This window comes from Flavobacterium facile, from assembly GCF_036321945.1.
Taxonomy (GTDB): domain Bacteria; phylum Bacteroidota; class Bacteroidia; order Flavobacteriales; family Flavobacteriaceae; genus Flavobacterium; species Flavobacterium facile.
In genome coordinates, this window is record NZ_JAZAYT010000029.1 from 135,101 (window position 1) to 154,138 (window position 19,038).

Sequence of the window (19,038 nt, forward strand, 5' to 3'; positions counted from 1 at the left end):
AAAGAAAAGCTCATCGATATGATGAGCTTTTTGCTTTATTATTTGGTTAAAACTTCTTCTAAAACCTCTGACTGTGTACCGTTTGGCATCGTAATTTTAAGTTTCTGTGCCAAAGTTGGAGCAATTTGTGTGATGGTTTTCTTATTGTAAGATTCTCCTTTTTTAATTTTCCAACCATAAAACAAACAAGGAACGTGCGTATCATAAGAATAAGGCGAACCATGTGTAGTTCCTGTTGAAGAATATTCCATAAATCCAGGTTTGAATAATAAGACTAATTCTCCGTTTTGCTTTGGATCGTAACCGTTTGCAACAAATTGTAGCATCGAATTATTGGTACCCGAATTTTGAATTTCTTCTTCTGTAAACGCATTACTTATAAAGTGTTGTGACATTAAAAACTCTTTTAATTGCTGTTTCACCTTATTCAATTCTAATCCTTTTTGTTTTACTTTTTCTTTGTTGATAAACACATTAAAATTCGAATAATCTAACAATACATTTTCACCGAAAGTCTTTTGAGAGAATTCTATTATACTTTGTTGTAAATTTTTAGAATTCAAACTTTCAACTGCATATTTATTATCTTTTAAATAAGTAGCATTTTCAGCACCAGCGTGATCAGCCGTTAAGAAAACTAAATACTGACCTTTACCTACTTTATTATCTAAATACGTTAATAAATCAGCAATTGTTTCGTCTAATCTTAAATAAGTATCTTGCAATTCAATAGAACGTGGTCCTAAAACGTGACCCACATAATCTGTTGAAGAAAAACTCATAGTAAGAAAATCGGTAATTTCATCTGCTCCCATTTTCTCATTTTCGATGGCTTTTTTAGCGAAATCAGCAACTAAATTATTTCCGTAAGGTGTTGTTCTTAAAACTCCTGCATCATTATTATTAAACATTTCCTTCATATCATATGGAAAGAATGGCGTTTTCTTAAATAACTTTCCTTCGTATGGATTATTGTCGTTTAAACTTTCGTTATATGTTTCTTTCGATTTAAATAAATCCCAACCTTTTTCAACATATTTTAAATAGTTTTTTTCTCCATTAAATTGAATCGCCCAATCCGGTAATTTCTGACCGTAAAAAGAACTTGAAATAAAATCTCCTGTTTTCGTATACCAAAATGCCCAATCTGCAAAATGTCCAGCGGGTAAAATCGCACCTCTATCTTTTATACTAATTCCAATTACTTTGCTTTTAAAGTTGGTTGACAATTTCAATTCGTCTGTAATTGTAGTACTAAAAAGGTTTTTCGGAGACATTTTCCCTTCAGATTCAGTTCCTTCTACCAAAGTTGTAACAGACTCATCATCTGTACAATACATTTCTTTTCCAATTGCTTTATTAAACCAATCATTACCAACAATTCCGTTTACATTTGGTAATGCACCTGTAAAAATTGCGGCATGACCAGGAGCTGTGTACGTTGGCATATAATTATAATGCATGTTATGAAACGTAAAGCCTTTTTTCATTAATTTCTTAAAACCATTGTCTGAAAAATCATTGGCAAAACGATACAAATACTCCATTTTCATTTGATCTACCACAATTCCCACCACTAATTTTGGTTTTTCTTGCGCGTTTAAAAAGGTACTAAAAACTAAAAATCCTACAATCAGTTTTTTCATTAATTTATTTATTGAATGGTTAATTTTTATTTTCTAAAAGTGGCACGAATCTGAAATCACCAAATTCGGTTTTTTCAAATTGTGTTTCATTTTTTCTGATTAATAAAGTCATAATTTGAACATCATCTCCAACAGGAATTACCAATCTTCCTCCTATTTTCAACTGAGATAACAAAGCTTGTGGAATAATTGGCGCTCCAGCTGTTACAATGATACTATCAAAAGGTGCTTCTTTTTCTAAACCAATATAACCATCGCCAAAAACAAATAATTTCGGTCTGAAACCTAAAGTTGGTAACAATCGTGATGTTTTTTTAAACAACTCGTTTTGTCTTTCAATAGTAAATACTTTCGCACCTAAAGTTACTAAAACAGCCGTTTGATAACCACTACCTGTACCGATTTCTAAAACTTTATGATCTTTTTCTATTTGTAATAATTCACTCTGAAAAGCTACAGTATAAGGTTGAGAAATCGTCTGACCAGCTCCAATAGGAAACGCTTTATCTTGATAAGCAAAATCCTCAAAACTAGAATTCAAAAACAAATGTCGAGGTATTTTTTTAATAGCATCTAACACGTTTTTATCAGTAATTCCTTTTTCTTGTAATTGCTTTGCAAGCTGATTTCTAAGCCCTTGATGTTTGTTAGTATCTTTCAATTGTAGTTGTAAATTATTGATGTAAAATTAGATTTAAAATTTCAAAAAGCAAATCGAAATTTTTATTATTTAATTACTATTTTTGATGAAATTTATTTTTATGTTAAAAGTCGGAGTTTTAGGTGCAGGTCACTTAGGAAAAATACATTTACGCTTATTAAATCAGTCAGAAAAATACGAATTAGTTGGTTTTTTTGATCCTTTTGAAGAAAATGCTACTAAAGTTGCTGCTGAATTCGGTTATAAAAAATTCGATTCTATAGAAAGTTTAATTGCTGAAGTTGATGTTGTAGATATTGTAACACCAACGATTCAACATTTCGAATGTGCCAAAATGGTAATCGAAGCTGGAAAACATATTTTCATTGAAAAACCAATCGCTACAACAGTTGAAGAAGCTGAAGAAATTGTGGCTTTGGCAATTAAATATAATGTTAAAGGTCAAGTTGGACACGTAGAACGTTTCAATCCAGCTTTTACAGCTGTGAAAGATATGATTGATAAACCTATGTTTATTGAAACACATCGATTGGCAGAATTTAATCCGCGAGGTACAGATGTTCCTGTGGTTTTAGATTTAATGATTCACGATATCGATGCGATTTTAAGCGTGGTAAAATCTAAAGTAAAAACAGTTAATGCGAGTAGTGTTGCCGTTATTTCTGATTCTCCAGATATTACCAATGCACGTTTAGAATTTGAAAACGGTTGTGTAGCCAATATTACGGCGAGTAGAATTTCTATGAAAAACATGCGTAAAAGTCGATTTTTTCAAAAAGACGCTTACATTTCTGTCGATTATTTAGATAAAATTTGCGAAGTAGTTCGTATGCAAGATGCACCAGAAATTCCTGGTGATTTCGATATGATTTTACAAAATGCAGAAGGTGTGAAAAAGCAAATTTATTTCGATAATCCAAATGTAAATCCGAATAACGCCATTTTAGACGAATTAGAAGCGTTTGCAGATGCCATCAATAATAACACCACTCCAATTGTAACTTTGGAAGACGGAACAGAAGCATTGCGAGTAGCCTATCAGATTATTGATTGCATTGGGAAATAATATGAACTCGAAATTTAAAATAATGTCATATTTTATGACTATATTTTTTTTTGCATATTGTGCTATTTTAGTATATTTTGCAATTAATTTCGGAGAAGGCATTTCAAGTTTTAACGCGGCAATTTTCGTGAACGTTTCACTCCTTATTGGATTAATTGTAGTTTTTTTCGAGATAAAACATAAAGTAATAAAAATATCTTTTAATAATAATTACATTACTATCAATAGATATTTTGGATTATTCGATTCAATAATATTAAAGCATTCAGAAATTACCGGCTTTCACAATTCAGAAGTTTCAACAAAATATGGAACTTATCAGTATATTTATTTAATGAAAGGTAATAAGAAAATTGCAAAAATATCAAATCAATATCATTCAAATTTTAAAGAATTAAAACAAGAAATTGAAAATAAATATAAAGATTTAGGGTTCATAAAATCAAGTTTCATTTCAGAAATTAAAGACCTTATTAATTAGACAAAATAACAACAAACATATATACAAAAAATGAAACAAATTGCCGTAATAGGATCAGGAACAATGGGTAATGGAATTGCTCATACATTTGCACAAGCAGGATTCACAGTAAAATTAATTGATATTTCTGAAAAATCATTAGAAAAAGGAATGGCTACAATTGCCGCTAACTTAGACAGAATGGTAACTAAAGGAAGTATCACTGAAGAAGACAAACACAAAACGATTTCTAATATTATCACATATACTGATGTGAAAGATGGTGTTGTGGGTTGCGATTTAGTAGTGGAAGCTGCGACAGAAAACGTAGCTTTAAAAATGAATATCTTCAAACAATTAAGCGATATTTGTGATCATAACGTAATTTTAGCAAGTAATACTTCTTCAATTTCTATTACTCAAATTGGTGCTCAAGTTGTTCATCCAGAAAGAGTTATTGGAATGCACTTTATGAATCCAGTGCCGATTATGAAATTGGTTGAAATTATCCGTGGGTATTCTACATCTGATGAAGTCACTAAAATCATCATGGATTTATCTGTAAAATTAGGAAAAACACCTACAGAAGTTAACGATTATCCAGGTTTCGTAGCGAACAGAATATTAATGCCAATGATTAACGAATCTATCGAAACGTTATATAATGGTGTAGCTGGTGTGGCTGAAATTGATACAGTTATGAAATTAGGAATGGCACATCCAATGGGACCATTACAATTAGCCGATTTTATTGGACTTGACGTTTGTTTATCTATCTTAAACGTAATGTACGATGGGTTCAAAAATCCAAAATATGCACCATGTCCGTTATTAGTGAATATGGTGATGGCTGGAAAATTAGGTGTGAAATCTGGTGAAGGTTTCTACGATTATTCAGAAAGCAAAAAAGCAGAGAAAATATCTTCTCAATTTAGTAAATAGTAATAAGGCATAAGAGAAAAGGCATAAGTTTTATTGACTTCTGCCTTTCAACTTATCCCTTTTCAACTCAAAATATGTCAAAAATAATCCCTTTTAAAGCGGTTCGTCCCACAGCAGATAAAGTGGCGTTGGTGACTTGTAGAACATATGACGATTATAGTTCGGCGGAGCTTGCAGCTTGGTTAAACTTTAATCCGTATTCGTTTTTACACGTGATTCATCCTGCGTATGCGAATGCTCAAAAAATTACAATCGACAAACGTTTTAAAGGGGTTTTACATAAATATCAAGATTTTAAAAACGAAAATGTTTTAATTTCCGAAGAACATCCAGTGTTCTATTTATACGAAATTCAGTCTAAAAACAAGACTTTTACAGGAATTATTGCTGGAACTTCTGTGGAAGATTATCAGCAAAATATCATCAAAAAACACGAAGATACGTTGCAATATCGTGTAGAATTATTTAAAGATTATTTACATCAAACGGGTTTTAATACCGAGCCAGTTTTGATTACTTATCCAGATTCTGTAGAAATTAATACGTTTATTTCTTTACGAAAAAAGAGCGAACCTATTTATGCTTTTTCTACTCCAAATAAAGAAAAACACATACTTTGGAAAATCGATACACAATCGGAAATAGATTGGTTACAAGAACATTTTGAAAACATTCCGAATCTATATATTGCAGACGGACATCATCGTTCCGCTTCAGCAGAATTATTATTCGAACAAGACAAACATTTAGGAAACAAAAACCTAAATTATTTTATGAGTTTTTTAATTGCCGAAAGCAATGTGAAAATTTATGAATTCAATAGAATTATTCGCGATTTAAACGGTTTAACCAAAGACGATTTCATTAAAAAATTAGCCGATAATTTCATCATCAAAACTAAAGATCAAGAATTGTGGAAACCACAAAACAAGTTCGAATTTGGAATGTATTTAGATGGTAGTTTTTATGCGTTATTCTATAAACAAAATCAAAAAGAAACATCTGTTTTAGAAAATTTAGATGCACAAATTTTGTACGATACGGTTCTAAATCCACTATTAGGAATAGAAGATTTACGTAACGACGAACGCATCGATTATATTCCAGGAAAACAAAGCGTTTCTGTAATTAAAGATTTAATTGACGAAGGCGAATATGAAGTCGGTTTCATGCTCTACCCTACAAACATTTCAGAAATTAAAACCATTGCCGACAATAATCTAATTATGCCTCCAAAATCAACTTATATTGAACCTAAGTTTAGAAGTGGTTTGGTGGTTTATGAGTTGTAATTTATGATTTTTGATTTACGAAGTTTAAGTACAATCTTGTCATTCTGAACTTGTTTCAGAATCTTTCAATTTATGAAAATGAAAAAATTACTTTTATTACTATTTCTAACAGTATCAATTTCAGTAATTGGTCAGCAAAAACATAGCTATAAAAAAGGTCTTAAGTTTTTATCAAAATCCGAAAAATTTTACCAGAAAAATGAATTTGAAAAATCTTTGTTTTATCTAAATAAGTACGAAAAGTCACTTCCAGGTTTTTGTGGCTCAAGTTATTTTATTTTTGAAAAGAGTATTTTTGATTTAAAACTGAAAAATTATTTAGGTTTGAAAAAATTTAATGATGCATTGACTTTAATTGATCAAAAGGAATCCATGTTTTCAGAGGAAATTCAAAAAGAAGATTCCTTAAAAGTAGAAATTCTATTTTTAAAATATGGTAAAGACAAAGTCATTAATTCATTTAATAATGTTGATAAAATAGAATCTAAATCTTCAGAATTAGGTAATTTTATTTACAACATATATTTAAAAGAATTAGATTATACTTTTAAATTTCGAGTTTCGAATTTTGATTTTTATGATCAAAAGGTTTATACTCTTGAGAATTTTAATAAACTATATTTTATATCTTATAATCAATCTATTCATAAATTACTTTTTAATAAAAGTAAAGAAAATGAAAAAATTTATTTTGAACATATTACAAAAGATGGTAATAATTTAAATATTAATTTTGGATCAAATATTGACTTATTAGAATATAACACATTAACAACTAAAGAAAGAAGAACTATTGATTATTTAATAGAAAGAAATCCTAAAATAATTAGTGCAACAACTCATCAAACCTTTAATTTTACAGTTAAAGATAAAAATGGCAAACAAATAGATGAATATTCAAGAGTAATAAATGTTTTTTTTAACTTCGTTAATCATAAGATTGTTAATTATAAAATTGAAATTATTGATTATGACGAAAAAGGTAATCCTATAATTTTAGAGACATTATCATTTAGTAAATCAGAATTTGAAAATAAAAAAATTGAATTAAAGGAACTTGATATAGATTTAAAAGAATATATAAATAGAATTAATAATGATATTGAGAAAGAGTATCAAATAACTTTATAACAAAATAATGTCAATAGCTCAAAACCTTACCGAAATAAAACCCCAACTTCCAGCTCATGTGACTTTGGTTGCGGTTTCAAAAACCAAACCTGTTTCTGATTTGATGGAAGCTTACAATGCTGGTCAACGTATTTTTGGAGAAAACAAAATCCAAGAAATGACCGAGAAATGGGAACAAATGCCAAAAGATATCGAATGGCATATGATTGGTCACGTACAAACCAATAAAGTCAAATTTATGGCGGAATACGTGAGTTTAGTTCATGGTGTCGATAGTTTTAAATTGTTAGAAGAAATCAACAAACAAGCTAAAAAACAAAATCGAGTTATTAATTGTTTACTACAAATTCATATCGCAGAAGAAGAAACCAAATTCGGATTAAATGAAGAAGAATTAGATACCATTTTATCTTCCGAAGATTTTAAAAATTTAGAAAATATCAAAATTATTGGTTTGATGGGAATGGCAACATTTACAGAAAACACAGCGCAAATTGAAAAAGAATTCATGCATTTGAAATCCATTTTTGATAAACATAGTCAACTTGAAACTTCTAACTTGAAACTTCAAACCCTTTCTATGGGAATGTCTGGCGATTATCAACTCGCAATTTCATGCGGAAGTACAATGGTTCGAATTGGAAGTAGTATCTTTGGTAACAGAAATTATCAATAAGACAATTTTCAATGTCCCAAAAACATTAAACTGAATACTGATTTGTACACAATAATCGACATAGAAACCACGGGCGGACAATACAATGAAGAAGGTATTACCGAAATTGCCATTTATAAATTTGATGGTCATGAAGTCGTTGACCAATTTATTAGTTTGGTGAATCCGGAAAAACCCATTCAGCCTTTTGTGGTAAAATTGACAGGTATTAATAGTGCCATGCTTCGTAGCGCGCCTAAGTTTTACGAAGTGGCTAAGCGTATTATTGAAATTACCGAAGGCACCATTTTAGTAGCACATAACGCTAGTTTCGATTACCGAATTTTGCAAACAGAATTTAGAAGATTAGGTTTCGATTTCAAAAAGCCTACACTTTGTACGGTGGAATTAGCAAAAAAAATCATACCAGATTTACCATCATATAGTTTAGGGAAATTAGTACGTTCGTTAGGAATTCCTATGGCTGACAGACACCGAGCAAGTGGTGATGCATTAGCAACAGTGAAGTTGTTGAAAATGTTAATGGCGAAAGATTTGACTAAAGAAATCGTAAAAAGCTTCATAAAAACAGAAATCAAAGCTGGATTATCTCCAAAGTTGATGGATATTGTAGAAATGACACCTTCAAAAACGGGAATATACTACATTCATAACGAAAAAGGAGATATTATATATATTGGAAAAAGTAAAAACATTAAAAAGCGTGTGAACCAACATTTTACGGGTGTCAATTCGAAAAGTAAAAAAATTCAACGTGATGTTTATGCTGTTACTTTTGAAGAAACTGGTTCGGAATTAATTGCTTTATTGAAAGAATCTGAAGAAATAAAAATCAACAAACCTATTTATAACCGAGCACAACGAAAAAGCATTTTCAATTTTGCCATGTATTCTCATATGGATGAACAAGGCTATTTGGCTTTATCCATTGAAAAAGCAGATGGTAGAAAGAAAGAAATTACTTCATTTGTAAGCTTGCAAGAAGGAAAAAATTTATTGTTTAAAATTACATCTGATCATACTTTATGTCAGAAAATTAACGGTTTATACGATACGAAAACAGCTTGTTTTCAACATAAAATTAAAGAATGTAATGGCGCTTGTATTCAAGAAGAAAGTCCAGAAATATATAATGCTCGCGTACTAAACTTCATCAAAGATGCTCGTTTTGAAAACGACAATATGATTGTGGTTGACAAAGGTAGAACTATTGAAGAACGCAGCGCAGTTGTCATTGAAAACGGCGTTTATAAAGGTTATTGTTTTTTCGATTTAAATTATCAAATTACGAATATCGAAATTCTGAAAAACATTCTAATTCCGATGCAAAATAACCGCGATACCACCAATATTATCAAAAGTTATATCCGAAAACATAGAGTGATGCGAATTATGAAGTTTTAATTTGAGCTAGAAGATTGAAGCTGGAAGCTGGAAGCTGAAAAATGAATTTTGAACAACAAATTTTTAAACTTTAAACCTGAAACTTGAAACCAAATTTTTTAATTACCATTATCGGACCAACAGCCATAGGAAAAACTTCCTTAAGTATTGCTTTGGCGCAACATTTTGGTTGTGATATTATTTCATGCGATAGTCGGCAGTTTTTTAAGGAAATGGCTATTGGAACTGCAGTTCCGTCTGAAGAAGAATTGGCTGCAGCACCACATCATTTCATTCAAAATAAATCGATTTTTGAAAATTATTCGGTAGGTGATTTTGAAAAAGAAGCTTTGGAAAAATTAGACGAACTTTTTGCTAAAAACAACATCCAAATTATGGTTGGCGGTTCTGGATTATATGTAGATGCTGTTTTAAAAGGTTTCGACGAATTTCCAGATATTGATGAAAATGTTCGAACAGAAATCAATTCAAAATTTGAAGCATTAGGTATCGAATTTCTACAACAAAAATTACAAGAATTAGACTTCGAATATTATAAAAAACTAGAAACTGAAAATCCGCAAACACTACAGAATCCGCAACGTATGAAACGCTTTGTAGAAGTTTGTATCGGTTCTGGTCTTCCCTATTCTAGCTTTATCGGCAAACGTAAAAACAAACGCAATTTTACTTCTATTGTTATTGGATTAGAAGCAGACAGAGAAATTATGTACAACCGAATTAATCAACGAGTTGATATTATGTTGGAACAAGGTTTACTTCATGAAGTTGAAAATTTATTTCCACACAAAGAACTAAACGCTTTGCAAACTGTAGGTTACCGAGAATTATTTGACTTTTTTGAAGACAAAACCACTTTTGAATTTGCCATAGAACAAATCAAACAAAACACACGCCGATTTGCGAAACGTCAAATGACTTGGTTCAAACGAACTGAAAATGCTACATGGTTTGATTTTGAAACTGACAGAAATGAAATCATTCAAGAAATCAATTCAAAAATCCAAAATTCGTAAATCCCAATTCGTAAATCGTAAATCTCAAATCATAAATCAAATGCCCGTTTCTCCAGACTTCACTTCTATTTACCAACAAAATTTCGAAATTGGTTTTCAGCATTGCTATTCAAATGGCTTTTTGAAACATACGGAAATTTGTAATTTATTTCAAATTGTTGCTGGAAATCACGCCGATTTAGGTGGGATTAGTTATTTAGACATGCAGCAACATCATCAAGCTTGGGTGTTGAGTAGAATGCGAATTGAAATTACGAAATTACCGAAATGGAAAGATGTCATTACGATTAAAACTTGGATAAAAACCTTAGAAAACTCTCGTTCAGTTCGTTGTTTAGAAATGTATTTGAATGAGGAGAAAATTGTAGGTTGCGAAACCTTTTGGGTCGTAATTAATACGAAAACTAGAAGACCAGATATTTTAGCTTTGCCGCATACTCATTTTGAAAAATTTGATACAGATAGTATTTTAAACCCGATTCAGAAAATAAATATTCCTGAAGAATTTACTTTTAAAAACGAAAGAAAAATTCAATTATCTGATGTTGATATTGTAAATCACGCTAATAATGTCAAATATTTAGAATGGTGTTTAGATGTTACTAATGTAGAAACTGTTTTAAGTAATAAAATTAAAGCACTAAACTTAAATTATTTACAAGAATTAAATTATAATGATGCCATTGAAATTCATCATACAACAACTTCATTTTTAATTACTAAAGAAGGAAAAAGTTGTTTTGCTTTGGAAGTTGAGATGTAAAAAGATGGCAACACAGATTCAACAGATTTATTCAGATTAATTTGTTTTAATATATTTCTTAAATCTCTTTTCAATAAAAGAGAAAAAATAATTAAAATTAGAATAATCAAAATCTTTTAAAGTTATTTTTTCTTCTGTATCTAAAATTATATAATGCTCAGTCCAAGTAAAATCTTCTCCTTCTATATATTCAGAAGAATATTTTTTAATTTTTGAAAAATAAATTTTTCTTTTTCGAAGTAATTCTTTTATTTCAAAATAGTTTTTATAAACGTAAATTCTTTTATGATTTAGTAAATAATAAATACAATATAAAATTATTAAAACAATAAATATTAATCCTATTGTTCTGATATTTTTCTCGTAATCATTTTTTAAAACACTATTATTTTCTAATAAAAATATCAAGAAAATAAAAAACCCTACACCAAATAAAACTGTAATGAAATTTGATTTACTTCTTATTGATTTAGCAATTATTTTATTCTCCATTAAATTAAAAAATACTGATTAATAAAAACTAATTTTACTTAAAGTTTCCATTACATAATCGTGCATTACTTGCTTGTAATCCAAGTGAGTAACCATTCGTAATTTACCTTGACCCATATTGCTAATATTGATGTTTTTCTCTTTCAATTTATCAATAAACACGGTTTCATTCAAATCAGATTTTAAAGTAAAAATCACAATATTAGTTTCAATTGGTTCTACTTTATATATGAAAGGTAAAGTGGCTAAAATTTCACCTAATTCTTTTGCTTTTTTATGGTCTTCTTCTAAACGAGAAATATTATTTTGTAACGCATACATTCCTGCTGCTGCTAAATATCCAGCTTGACGCATTCCGCCACCAAATATTTTTCGAATTCGTAAAGCACGTTTCATATCTTCTTTCGTACCTAACAAAACGGAACCAACTGGTGCACCTAAACCTTTTGACAAACAAACTGAAATCGTATCAAACAATTCTCCGTAAACTTTTGGATGTTGTTTTTTAGCTACTAAAGCATTCCATAATCGAGCACCATCTAAATGGTATTTTAAATTGTGCTTGGTACAAACGGCTGCAATTTTTTTTAATTCTTCCATGTCATAACAAGCGCCACCACCTTTGTTTGTTGTATTTTCTACACAAACTAACTTGGTCATAGGTGCATGGTAAAACTCTGGATCATTTATAGCTTTTTCGACTTGTTCCGCTGTAATCATTCCGCGGTTTCCGTCAATTAAATTACACGAAACGCCACTATTAAAGGCTACTCCACCCGCTTCATATAAAAAAACGTGTCCCCATTTATCGCAAATTAATTCATCACCTGGATTGGTATGTAATTTTATAGCCGTTTGATTCGCCATAGTTCCTGATGGAAAAAACAAAGCCGCCTCTTTACCAAATAAATCGGCAAGCGTTTCTTCTAATTCATTAACTGTTGGATCTTGTTTAAATACATCATCGCCTACTTTGGCATTAAACATAAATTGCAACATTTCTTGAGTAGGTTTGGTAACCGTATCGCTGAATAAATTAATTTCCATAAATCGTTTTAATAGTCTATTTTTGTTGTGTAAAACTACAAATAAAATGGTAAATACCGAACAAATTAAAGACATTATTAATCGCCTTGGTGCGTTAAGGAGGTATCTTTGACGTTAATGCCAAGCTTGTCGAAATAACCAATCAAGAAGAAAAGACCTTTGCACCAGACTTTTGGAACAATGCGAAGCAAGCAGAAATTATCGTACGAAATTTACGTTCGATAAAAAAATGGGTAGATGATTATACCCGTTGTGAAGATTTAGCGGAAGAATTGCAACTGACTTATGAATTTTATAAAGAAGATGCGGTTTCTGAAGAAGAATTAGATGCCATTTTTGATACAACCATAACCAATATTGAAGATTTAGAATTTAGAAATATGCTTTCGGAAGAAGGTGATAATCTAAGTGCTGTACTTCAAATTACGGCTGGTGCTGGTGGAACAGAAAGTTGCGATTGGGCGAGCATGATGATGCGAATGTATTTGATGTGGGCCGAAAAGCAAGGATACAAAGTCAAAGAACTGAATTACCAGGAAGGTGATGCGGCTGGAATTAAAACCGTAACGCTAGAAATTGAAGGAGATTTTGCTTTTGGCTATTTGAAAGGAGAAAATGGTGTACATCGTTTGGTACGAATTTCCCCTTTTGATAGTAATGCCAAACGTCATACTTCATTTGCTTCCGTTTATGTGTATCCGTTGGTGGATGATACGATTGAAATTGAAATTAATCCTGCAGATATTGAAATCACAACGGCTCGCTCAAGTGGTGCTGGTGGACAAAATGTGAATAAAGTAGAAACTAAGGTTCAATTATTTCACAAACCATCAGGAATTCAAATTCAGTGTTCGGAAACGCGTTCTCAGCATGATAATAGAAGTCGGGCTTTGCAAATGTTAAAGTCACAATTGTACGAAATTGAATTGAAAAAACAATTGGCACAACGTGAAGATATTGAAGCTGGAAAAATGAAAATTGAATGGGGTTCACAAATTAGAAATTACGTATTACATCCTTATAAATTAATTAAAGATGTACGTTCCGGATTTGAAACTTCTGATTCTGAAGCCGTTTTAAATGGAGAAATTGATGGTTTTCTAAAAGCTTATCTAATGATGATGGGGCAAAAAGAAGAAGATTAAAAAATAAAAAAAGCCGATTTTCAATTGAAAATCGGCTTTTTTTTATAAATGTAGTTATTGTAACATAACCGTTGTCAATGTAATTATTTTTTCCTATTAATATTTTTATTTCTTTTTGCTTTATTATCTTTTGCATTTTTAAGATGAAATTCTTTTACATTTATTAAAGGCAAGAAAATACCGCCATTAGCTGTAAATGATGTGATATTGAAAATCACAGTCCTTAGAAAGTTTATTAATAAATTTAAACTTCCAAAATGTTTTGCTATTTCAATTTCTTCGTCACTAATTACACTCTCGCTTAGTTGATAGATTCCTTCAACAACAATATTTAAAACACAATTTTCCTCTTCATTTTCAAAATTATTCTCAATAATGCTAAATTCTAAAAGTACTATAAAGTCTTTTTTATTATCTTTACTATCTAATAAATTATATTTATAATCAAGTTTTAGATTTTCTGAACTATAATCAAAATCTTGTCCAAGCGGAGTGAAAAACTGTATTATTTTTACGAATTGACTCTCAACAATAATGTCTGATTTGAATAATTGATTTTTAAATATTTTATGCATAGTCATATTGTTCAGTTTTTTTTACACTTGTTTTTTTTGTTTGAAAAATTTTCTCTTTAGAATATGAATTATTATCATTTATTAAGTGTCTATTACGACAAATTGATTCAATTTCCTTTTTGAAAAATTCATTCATTTTACTTAAACCTAAATATTCATCTTCTTGATAATAAGTATTATGATGTTCTTCAACAGATAGATATTTTGGTGGTTGTAATACAATATTTAGTGCGTTTTGAAGTCTAGCAATATGTTCTACATTTAACTTTTTCCTATTATTGAAAAGTCCACTTAAAAAAGGTTGTGTAAGCCCTGTAAGGTCCTCCAAATCTTTTTGAGTAAAATTCTTACTTTCAATTACTTCCAAAAAAGAACTAATAATTCTACTTTGAACCATTTGTGATTCAAAAACAATATCAAAGCAGTTATTATTTAACTCACTTTTTATCTTATTTAATAATTTCGTATTCATATTTTGAGACTATTTCGTATCTACCTTTTAATTTTTTATTAACATCATTTGTCGTCTTATGTAAATATAATTCGGCCATTATAATGTGTTGCTTTTCATTTTTCGGTTTTTTTACATGACAAATTATTCTATCATTTTCTCTATTCATAAAAGGTTTCAATGCTTTAGTTGAATATGGTTCATCTCCGTATTTTTTACTTTTTAAACCCTCACAAATTTGATGAAAAATTAATTTTAACTCCTTTGAGTGACTAGCATCCAATAATATATATGAAGTAAATTCTTCTAAAAATTCTACATCACAACATAAATTGTATTTTTTTCCACTCATCAATACTACTGCTTTTTTCATACAAATATAACCTATAAGTTATAAAATCAAAATTTATTTTACTATTTTAACTCTACTTTTAACTTTTAAACAATATACACATAGGATTTCATAATAATTACATCCATCTAAGATATTATTTTTACAATATAATACTTTCCAAATATATTGAAATTTTCTTACAAAATATCAAATAGTTAATCATTAACTTAATAATTTTTGTTGGGAATTATTATTTTATCTAATTGTAGAATGAATAAAAAAGCCGATTTTCAATAGAAAATCGGCTTTTTGCTTTTATAAAATATTATCTATTCGGATTTAAAGCTTTGTCAATTCTAGCTACTAAATCAGCCATATGAAATTTGCTTAATCTATCTGTTGCTAAAGCATTAGCTGCTTTTAACTGACTTCTTAATTCAATTAAATGTCCACGTGCAATTGAAGGTAAATCAGTATCTGCGATAACGATTCTTCTTCCATTAAAATTTGCTACAGCATTTTTATCTAAACTAATGGCATCAATTAATTTCGATACGAAAGCTTTTTGTAAATTTCTTCTGTACACATCAATTGCAGTATTAGTTTTTAATTCAGAGAAGATTCCGCGTTTTAAATCGCTCATTAACTCATCAATAGAATAGTTAGCTTTATTCATAGAAGAAGTTTCCATTAAACGTGCCATTCTGTCTAAAGATAACAAATTAGATAACGTTCCATCTTGAATACCTTTCATTAATTCCACTCCATTATCTGGATTAATTTTAGCCAAAACATTTTGATCTAATAACCAAGTTGGTGTTTTAAATAATTGTTCGTTTAAGAAAGCAACTGCTTCATTTTGAATCGCAGAAGGAACAATTTCATATTCATTTCCTTCCATGTCATACGTTTTAGGATTTTCATAAATACCACCAACGTTTTTAGTCACGTGACCCATATATCTTCGGAATTGCCCTACTAAAGAATTGTATAAACCTTCTAATTCAGAATAATCTTCACCTTTTTCTTTACTCCATTCAATTAAATTTGGCAAAATTCTTTTTAAGTTTTTAATACCATATTCAGAAGCTTTCATTGAATTATCTCCTAAATCTTCCGTTTGAAAACGAGGATCATAAGGACTAGTTTCTGTTCCAAAATGTAATCTTTTATTTTTGTATGCTTCTTTAGTCATTTCATTTAATAACGCTTTTTCTGCATCTTCAGATTTCGCATCATTAAAATAAGCATAACCCCATTTGATGGCCCATTTGTCGTAATCTCCAATTCTTGGGAATAAATCAGTTACACCATCTTCTGGTTGTGCTACATAATTGAAACGTGCATAATCCATGATTGAAGAAGTATGTCCGTTTTTCTTTTGGAACTCAGGATTTCTCAACATTTCAACTGGAGTAGCGTTACTAGCACCCATGTTGTGACGTAAACCTAAGGTATGACCAACTTCGTGAGCCGCAACAAAACGAATTAATTCGCCCATTAATTTATCGTCTAATTTTTTATTTCTTGCTTTTGGATCAACAGCAGCGGTTTGAATTAAATACCAATCGCGTAATAAACTCATGATATTATGGTACCAACCGATGTGAGATTCCATAATTTCCCCAGTTCTTGGATCATGAACGTTTGGTCCGTATGCATTTTGAATTTCAGCAGCGAAATATCTTAAAACCGAAAAACGAGCATCTTCTAAACTCATTGTTGGATCATTTTCGGGCCAATATTCACCACGAATAGCATTTTTCCAACCTGCAAATTCGAAAGCCACTTGCCAATCGTCAATACCTTGTTTGATGAAAGGTTTCCATTTATCTGGAGTTGCTGGATCTAAATAGTATACAATTGGTTTTTTAGGTTCGATTAATTCACCTCTTTTTTGTTTTTCTGCATCTTCTGCGTTTTTTGGTTCTAAACGCCATCTTACAGCAAAAATATCTGTTTCAGATTTTTGAGAATCTTCAGTAAAAACATCATATCCATTTGCGAAATAACCTACTCTTTTATCGAAAGTACGTTTACGCATTGGGTTTTCAGGTAATAAAATAAATGAAGTATTCAATTCCATTGTTACCACACCAGCATCTAAACCAGCAGGTAAATCTACTCCGATTTTTGGCATTGGATTTCTAGAAATTTGTGGAGAAACTGTTGTAAATGTTTTAGTTGTTCTAATTTCGGTATTGATTGGGAAACTTTTTACAAATTGGATAAACGATTTATCTTTTTGAAAAGCTTGAATACTTAATAATTGTTTGCTTACCGAATTTAAAGAAAACGTTTGTAAATCAGAATCGAAAGCCGCTGTCATATCAATAACACTTGCTACATTTTCTTTTCCAGCTTCGTCTTTTTTATAAGCTAAAATATCATAAATACCGATAATTGGATCGGCACTAGAATTTTTAACTGATTTTGTTATGGGTTTGTTTTCATCTGGCGTCATAATTACATACGTAATAGAACGCAAAATCATTGTATTGTTCATTCCTTTTTCAAAACGAACCACTTGACGATTTACTTCTTCACCACCAAAAATTCCTCCACCAGCTGGTGTTTTAGAATATCTTGTGATGGTCATAATTTCTTTACCAATTAATGATTCCGAAACTTCAAATAAATATTTGTCGGCAACTTTGTGCACATCAATTAATCCTTTTTGCGTTACTGCAGTAGAATCAATTACTTTTTTGTACGGTTTTGGTTCTTTTTTTGAATCTGGTTTTTTGGCTTCAGCTGCAGCTGGAGGTGCATTTTTCTTGTTCTTTTTGTCTTTCTTTTGTGCGAAACTTTCTGCACTTGCTAAAAGGAAAAAACAAAAAAGAATCTGTAGAGATTTTTTAAGCATAAAATTTAAAAGTTAGTTAATGATTAACTAATCTGTCTAAAAAATAATTTTATGTTACTCCAAATTGAAAATTTTAGGTTTATTTTAACAATTGATTAAATACAAAAACGCCGATTTCAATTTGAAATCGGCGTTTTTATTTGTATAACTGAATTAACGATTATTTTTTATCTTCTTTTTTTTCTGATTTAAACATTTTCGAAAAATCAATATTATGAGTTAACGCAACTTGCATTGTATGATTGTTTTCTTTATGAAGTCCGTCTCCTTTTTCAATAAATTGATTCATATATCCTAATTGAATATTAGTATCTTTTGTAAATCTCCATCCTAATGCTAAGTATAATCTGTTTTGATCAAATACATTTGCTGTAATATGCTTTCCGAAATTTGCAAAAATTTCATCTGCCGCTACAAAGAATAAAGTATTATCTTTCATTTCAGAATTTGTTAATGGAACTTGAACTCTAAAACGGTAACGAGCTCTTTGTCTGTATCTCCAGTCTTCAATAGTTGGATTTGCAGCTAAATACGCATCAGAAGGTCTTGTAAAATCTACTCCGTTTTCTTTAACAAAATTTGCGATCCAACGTTGCTCTAATCTGAATCTACTATCAAAATGAAATCTACCTTGATGTTCATGTTTAATAATAAATTGTTCCCAAATACGTTGCTCGTTAAATTTGTAATTATTGTATTTTACAGGAATTTCATCAGCAAAATCGCCATATGCAGATGTTTCAATATATGACCATCCAATTGTAGCAGAAACTTGTTTTGTAAAATTATAATCAATTCCTAATCTAATTTGATTTTGCATTGGTTTAGAGAATCCATCACTACGTCTAAATTGATATTCAGTATGTAAACCCCATTTTTCAGTTAATTTATGATTTCCAGTGTAAAAAATCCAACCATTAAATTGATCAGCTTTAGGATCTGTTTGAGAATAGCCTAAATTTGAAATAAAAAAAACAAATAGATTAAGATAAATTAATTTTTTCATTAGTACTTGTGTTGTTGTGTTAAGAATTAGTTGTTGTATTGTTTTATTTGTGCAAATTTAATGTT

At 30.0% G+C, this 19,038-nt stretch carries 19 protein-coding genes; 10 read left to right on the forward strand and 9 right to left on the reverse strand.

What is annotated here, in order from left to right; translation table 11 throughout:
* Positions 1–38: 38 nt before the first annotated feature.
* Both pafA and UEQ13_RS04590 read right to left on the reverse strand, forming a co-directional pair.
* The gene (gene pafA / locus UEQ13_RS04585) at positions 39–1,646 is read right to left on the reverse strand and encodes an alkaline phosphatase PafA (protein WP_329805195.1); all 1,608 of its coding nucleotides are present in this window, start codon (positions 1,644–1,646) and stop codon (positions 39–41) included.
* Positions 1,647–1,665: 19 nt separating this feature from the next.
* Positions 1,666–2,307 carry a protein-L-isoaspartate(D-aspartate) O-methyltransferase gene (locus UEQ13_RS04590; RefSeq protein ID WP_329805196.1) on the reverse strand — a complete coding sequence of 214 codons (642 nt, stop codon included), beginning with the start codon at positions 2,305–2,307 and terminating at the stop codon, positions 1,666–1,668.
* Between the two features lie 100 nt (positions 2,308–2,407).
* Here UEQ13_RS04590 and UEQ13_RS04595 point away from each other — a divergent pair, with 100 nt between their 5' ends.
* The 9 genes from UEQ13_RS04595 (at position 2,408) to UEQ13_RS04635 (ending at position 11,057) form a co-directional block, all read left to right on the forward strand.
* Positions 2,408–3,373, forward strand: coding sequence for a Gfo/Idh/MocA family protein (locus tag UEQ13_RS04595; RefSeq protein ID WP_329805197.1), 966 nt, complete (start codon positions 2,408–2,410; stop codon positions 3,371–3,373).
* A gap of 34 nt (positions 3,374–3,407) precedes the next feature.
* A complete protein-coding gene (locus tag UEQ13_RS04600) occupies positions 3,408–3,854 on the forward strand; it encodes a hypothetical protein (protein WP_329805198.1) in 447 nt (148 codons plus the stop codon).
* Between the two features lie 30 nt (positions 3,855–3,884).
* The gene (locus tag UEQ13_RS04605) at positions 3,885–4,775 is read left to right on the forward strand and encodes a 3-hydroxyacyl-CoA dehydrogenase family protein (RefSeq protein ID WP_329805199.1); all 891 of its coding nucleotides are present in this window, start codon (positions 3,885–3,887) and stop codon (positions 4,773–4,775) included.
* Positions 4,776–4,849: 74 nt separating this feature from the next.
* Entirely contained in the window at positions 4,850–6,067 is a 1,218-nt protein-coding gene (locus tag UEQ13_RS04610) for a DUF1015 domain-containing protein (protein ID WP_329805200.1), read from the forward strand.
* A 78-nt stretch (positions 6,068–6,145) separates the two neighbouring features.
* Positions 6,146–7,198 carry a hypothetical protein gene (locus UEQ13_RS04615; protein ID WP_329805201.1) on the forward strand — a complete coding sequence of 351 codons (1,053 nt, stop codon included), beginning with the start codon at positions 6,146–6,148 and terminating at the stop codon, positions 7,196–7,198.
* A 7-nt stretch (positions 7,199–7,205) separates the two neighbouring features.
* On the forward strand, positions 7,206–7,874 hold the full coding sequence (locus UEQ13_RS04620) for a YggS family pyridoxal phosphate-dependent enzyme (protein ID WP_329805202.1): 669 nt from the start codon (positions 7,206–7,208) through the stop codon (positions 7,872–7,874).
* A 42-nt stretch (positions 7,875–7,916) separates the two neighbouring features.
* Positions 7,917–9,278, forward strand: a complete 1,362-nt coding sequence (locus tag UEQ13_RS04625) for an exonuclease domain-containing protein (RefSeq protein WP_329805203.1) — start codon at positions 7,917–7,919, stop codon at positions 9,276–9,278.
* An 83-nt stretch (positions 9,279–9,361) separates the two neighbouring features.
* The gene (miaA, locus tag UEQ13_RS04630) at positions 9,362–10,294 is read left to right on the forward strand and encodes a tRNA (adenosine(37)-N6)-dimethylallyltransferase MiaA (protein ID WP_329805204.1); all 933 of its coding nucleotides are present in this window, start codon (positions 9,362–9,364) and stop codon (positions 10,292–10,294) included.
* Positions 10,251–11,057: an acyl-[acyl-carrier-protein] thioesterase gene (locus UEQ13_RS04635; RefSeq protein WP_329805205.1), complete on the forward strand. Its 807-nt coding sequence runs from the start codon at positions 10,251–10,253 to the stop codon at positions 11,055–11,057. Before miaA ends, UEQ13_RS04635 begins: the two co-directional genes overlap by 44 nt.
* A 36-nt stretch (positions 11,058–11,093) precedes the next feature.
* Here the strand turns inward: UEQ13_RS04635 and UEQ13_RS04640 are convergent, their stop codons facing one another.
* Together UEQ13_RS04640 and UEQ13_RS04645 are read right to left on the reverse strand one after the other, a co-directional pair.
* On the reverse strand, positions 11,094–11,549 hold the full coding sequence (locus UEQ13_RS04640) for a hypothetical protein (protein WP_329805206.1): 456 nt from the start codon (positions 11,547–11,549) through the stop codon (positions 11,094–11,096).
* Between the two features lie 18 nt (positions 11,550–11,567).
* Positions 11,568–12,596 (reverse strand): threonine aldolase family protein, encoded by a 1,029-nt coding sequence (locus UEQ13_RS04645; protein ID WP_329805207.1) that lies wholly within the window; start codon positions 12,594–12,596, stop codon positions 11,568–11,570.
* A 46-nt stretch (positions 12,597–12,642) separates the two neighbouring features.
* Here UEQ13_RS04645 and prfB point away from each other — a divergent pair.
* Positions 12,643–13,741 (forward strand): peptide chain release factor 2 gene (prfB, locus tag UEQ13_RS04650; RefSeq protein WP_329805208.1). Its coding sequence is split into 2 segments (ribosomal slippage): positions 12,643–12,705 and positions 12,707–13,741, totalling 1,098 coding nucleotides; the frame shifts between segments, so codons are not numbered across the junction.
* A gap of 83 nt (positions 13,742–13,824) precedes the next feature.
* Here the strand turns inward: prfB and UEQ13_RS04655 are convergent.
* The 5 genes from UEQ13_RS04655 to UEQ13_RS04675 form a co-directional block, all read right to left on the reverse strand.
* Entirely contained in the window at positions 13,825–14,316 is a 492-nt protein-coding gene (locus UEQ13_RS04655) for a hypothetical protein (RefSeq protein ID WP_329805209.1), read from the reverse strand.
* A complete protein-coding gene (locus tag UEQ13_RS04660) occupies positions 14,309–14,788 on the reverse strand; it encodes a helix-turn-helix domain-containing protein (RefSeq protein WP_329805210.1) in 480 nt (159 codons plus the stop codon). Before UEQ13_RS04660 ends, UEQ13_RS04655 begins: the two co-directional genes overlap by 8 nt.
* Entirely contained in the window at positions 14,766–15,140 is a 375-nt protein-coding gene (locus tag UEQ13_RS04665) for a hypothetical protein (RefSeq protein WP_329805211.1), read from the reverse strand. The genes UEQ13_RS04660 and UEQ13_RS04665 overlap by 23 nt, the downstream gene beginning before the upstream one ends.
* A gap of 286 nt (positions 15,141–15,426) precedes the next feature.
* On the reverse strand, positions 15,427–17,967 hold the full coding sequence (locus UEQ13_RS04670; protein ID WP_329805212.1) for a zinc-dependent metalloprotease: 2,541 nt from the start codon (positions 17,965–17,967) through the stop codon (positions 15,427–15,429).
* Positions 17,968–18,127: 160 nt separating this feature from the next.
* The gene (locus UEQ13_RS04675) at positions 18,128–18,973 is read right to left on the reverse strand and encodes a DUF2490 domain-containing protein (protein WP_329805213.1); all 846 of its coding nucleotides are present in this window, start codon (positions 18,971–18,973) and stop codon (positions 18,128–18,130) included.
* Between the last annotated feature and the right edge of the window lie 65 nt (positions 18,974–19,038).

Excerpts from the sequence above, each read along its gene's own strand:
- UEQ13_RS04600 (WP_329805198.1), top strand. The coding sequence starts at position 3,408 with ATGACTATATTTTTTTTTGCATATTGTGCTATTTTAGTATATTTTGCA.
- UEQ13_RS04645 (WP_329805207.1), bottom strand. The coding sequence starts at position 12,596 with ATGGAAATTAATTTATTCAGCGATACGGTTACCAAACCTACTCAAGAA.
- UEQ13_RS04675 (WP_329805213.1), bottom strand. The coding sequence starts at position 18,973 with ATGAAAAAATTAATTTATCTTAATCTATTTGTTTTTTTTATTTCAAAT.
- UEQ13_RS04610 (WP_329805200.1), top strand. The coding sequence starts at position 4,850 with ATGTCAAAAATAATCCCTTTTAAAGCGGTTCGTCCCACAGCAGATAAA.
- UEQ13_RS04620 (WP_329805202.1), top strand. The coding sequence starts at position 7,206 with ATGTCAATAGCTCAAAACCTTACCGAAATAAAACCCCAACTTCCAGCT.
- UEQ13_RS04615 (WP_329805201.1), top strand. The coding sequence starts at position 6,146 with ATGAAAAAATTACTTTTATTACTATTTCTAACAGTATCAATTTCAGTA.
- UEQ13_RS04635 (WP_329805205.1), top strand. The coding sequence starts at position 10,251 with ATGAAATCATTCAAGAAATCAATTCAAAAATCCAAAATTCGTAAATCC.
- pafA (WP_329805195.1), bottom strand. The coding sequence starts at position 1,646 with ATGAAAAAACTGATTGTAGGATTTTTAGTTTTTAGTACCTTTTTAAAC.
- UEQ13_RS04660 (WP_329805210.1), bottom strand. The coding sequence starts at position 14,788 with ATGAATACGAAATTATTAAATAAGATAAAAAGTGAGTTAAATAATAAC.
- UEQ13_RS04595 (WP_329805197.1), top strand. The coding sequence starts at position 2,408 with ATGTTAAAAGTCGGAGTTTTAGGTGCAGGTCACTTAGGAAAAATACAT.
- UEQ13_RS04670 (WP_329805212.1), bottom strand. The coding sequence starts at position 17,967 with ATGCTTAAAAAATCTCTACAGATTCTTTTTTGTTTTTTCCTTTTAGCA.
- UEQ13_RS04665 (WP_329805211.1), bottom strand. The coding sequence starts at position 15,140 with ATGAAAAAAGCAGTAGTATTGATGAGTGGAAAAAAATACAATTTATGT.
- UEQ13_RS04605 (WP_329805199.1), top strand. The coding sequence starts at position 3,885 with ATGAAACAAATTGCCGTAATAGGATCAGGAACAATGGGTAATGGAATT.
- UEQ13_RS04640 (WP_329805206.1), bottom strand. The coding sequence starts at position 11,549 with ATGGAGAATAAAATAATTGCTAAATCAATAAGAAGTAAATCAAATTTC.
- UEQ13_RS04655 (WP_329805209.1), bottom strand. The coding sequence starts at position 14,316 with ATGCATAAAATATTTAAAAATCAATTATTCAAATCAGACATTATTGTT.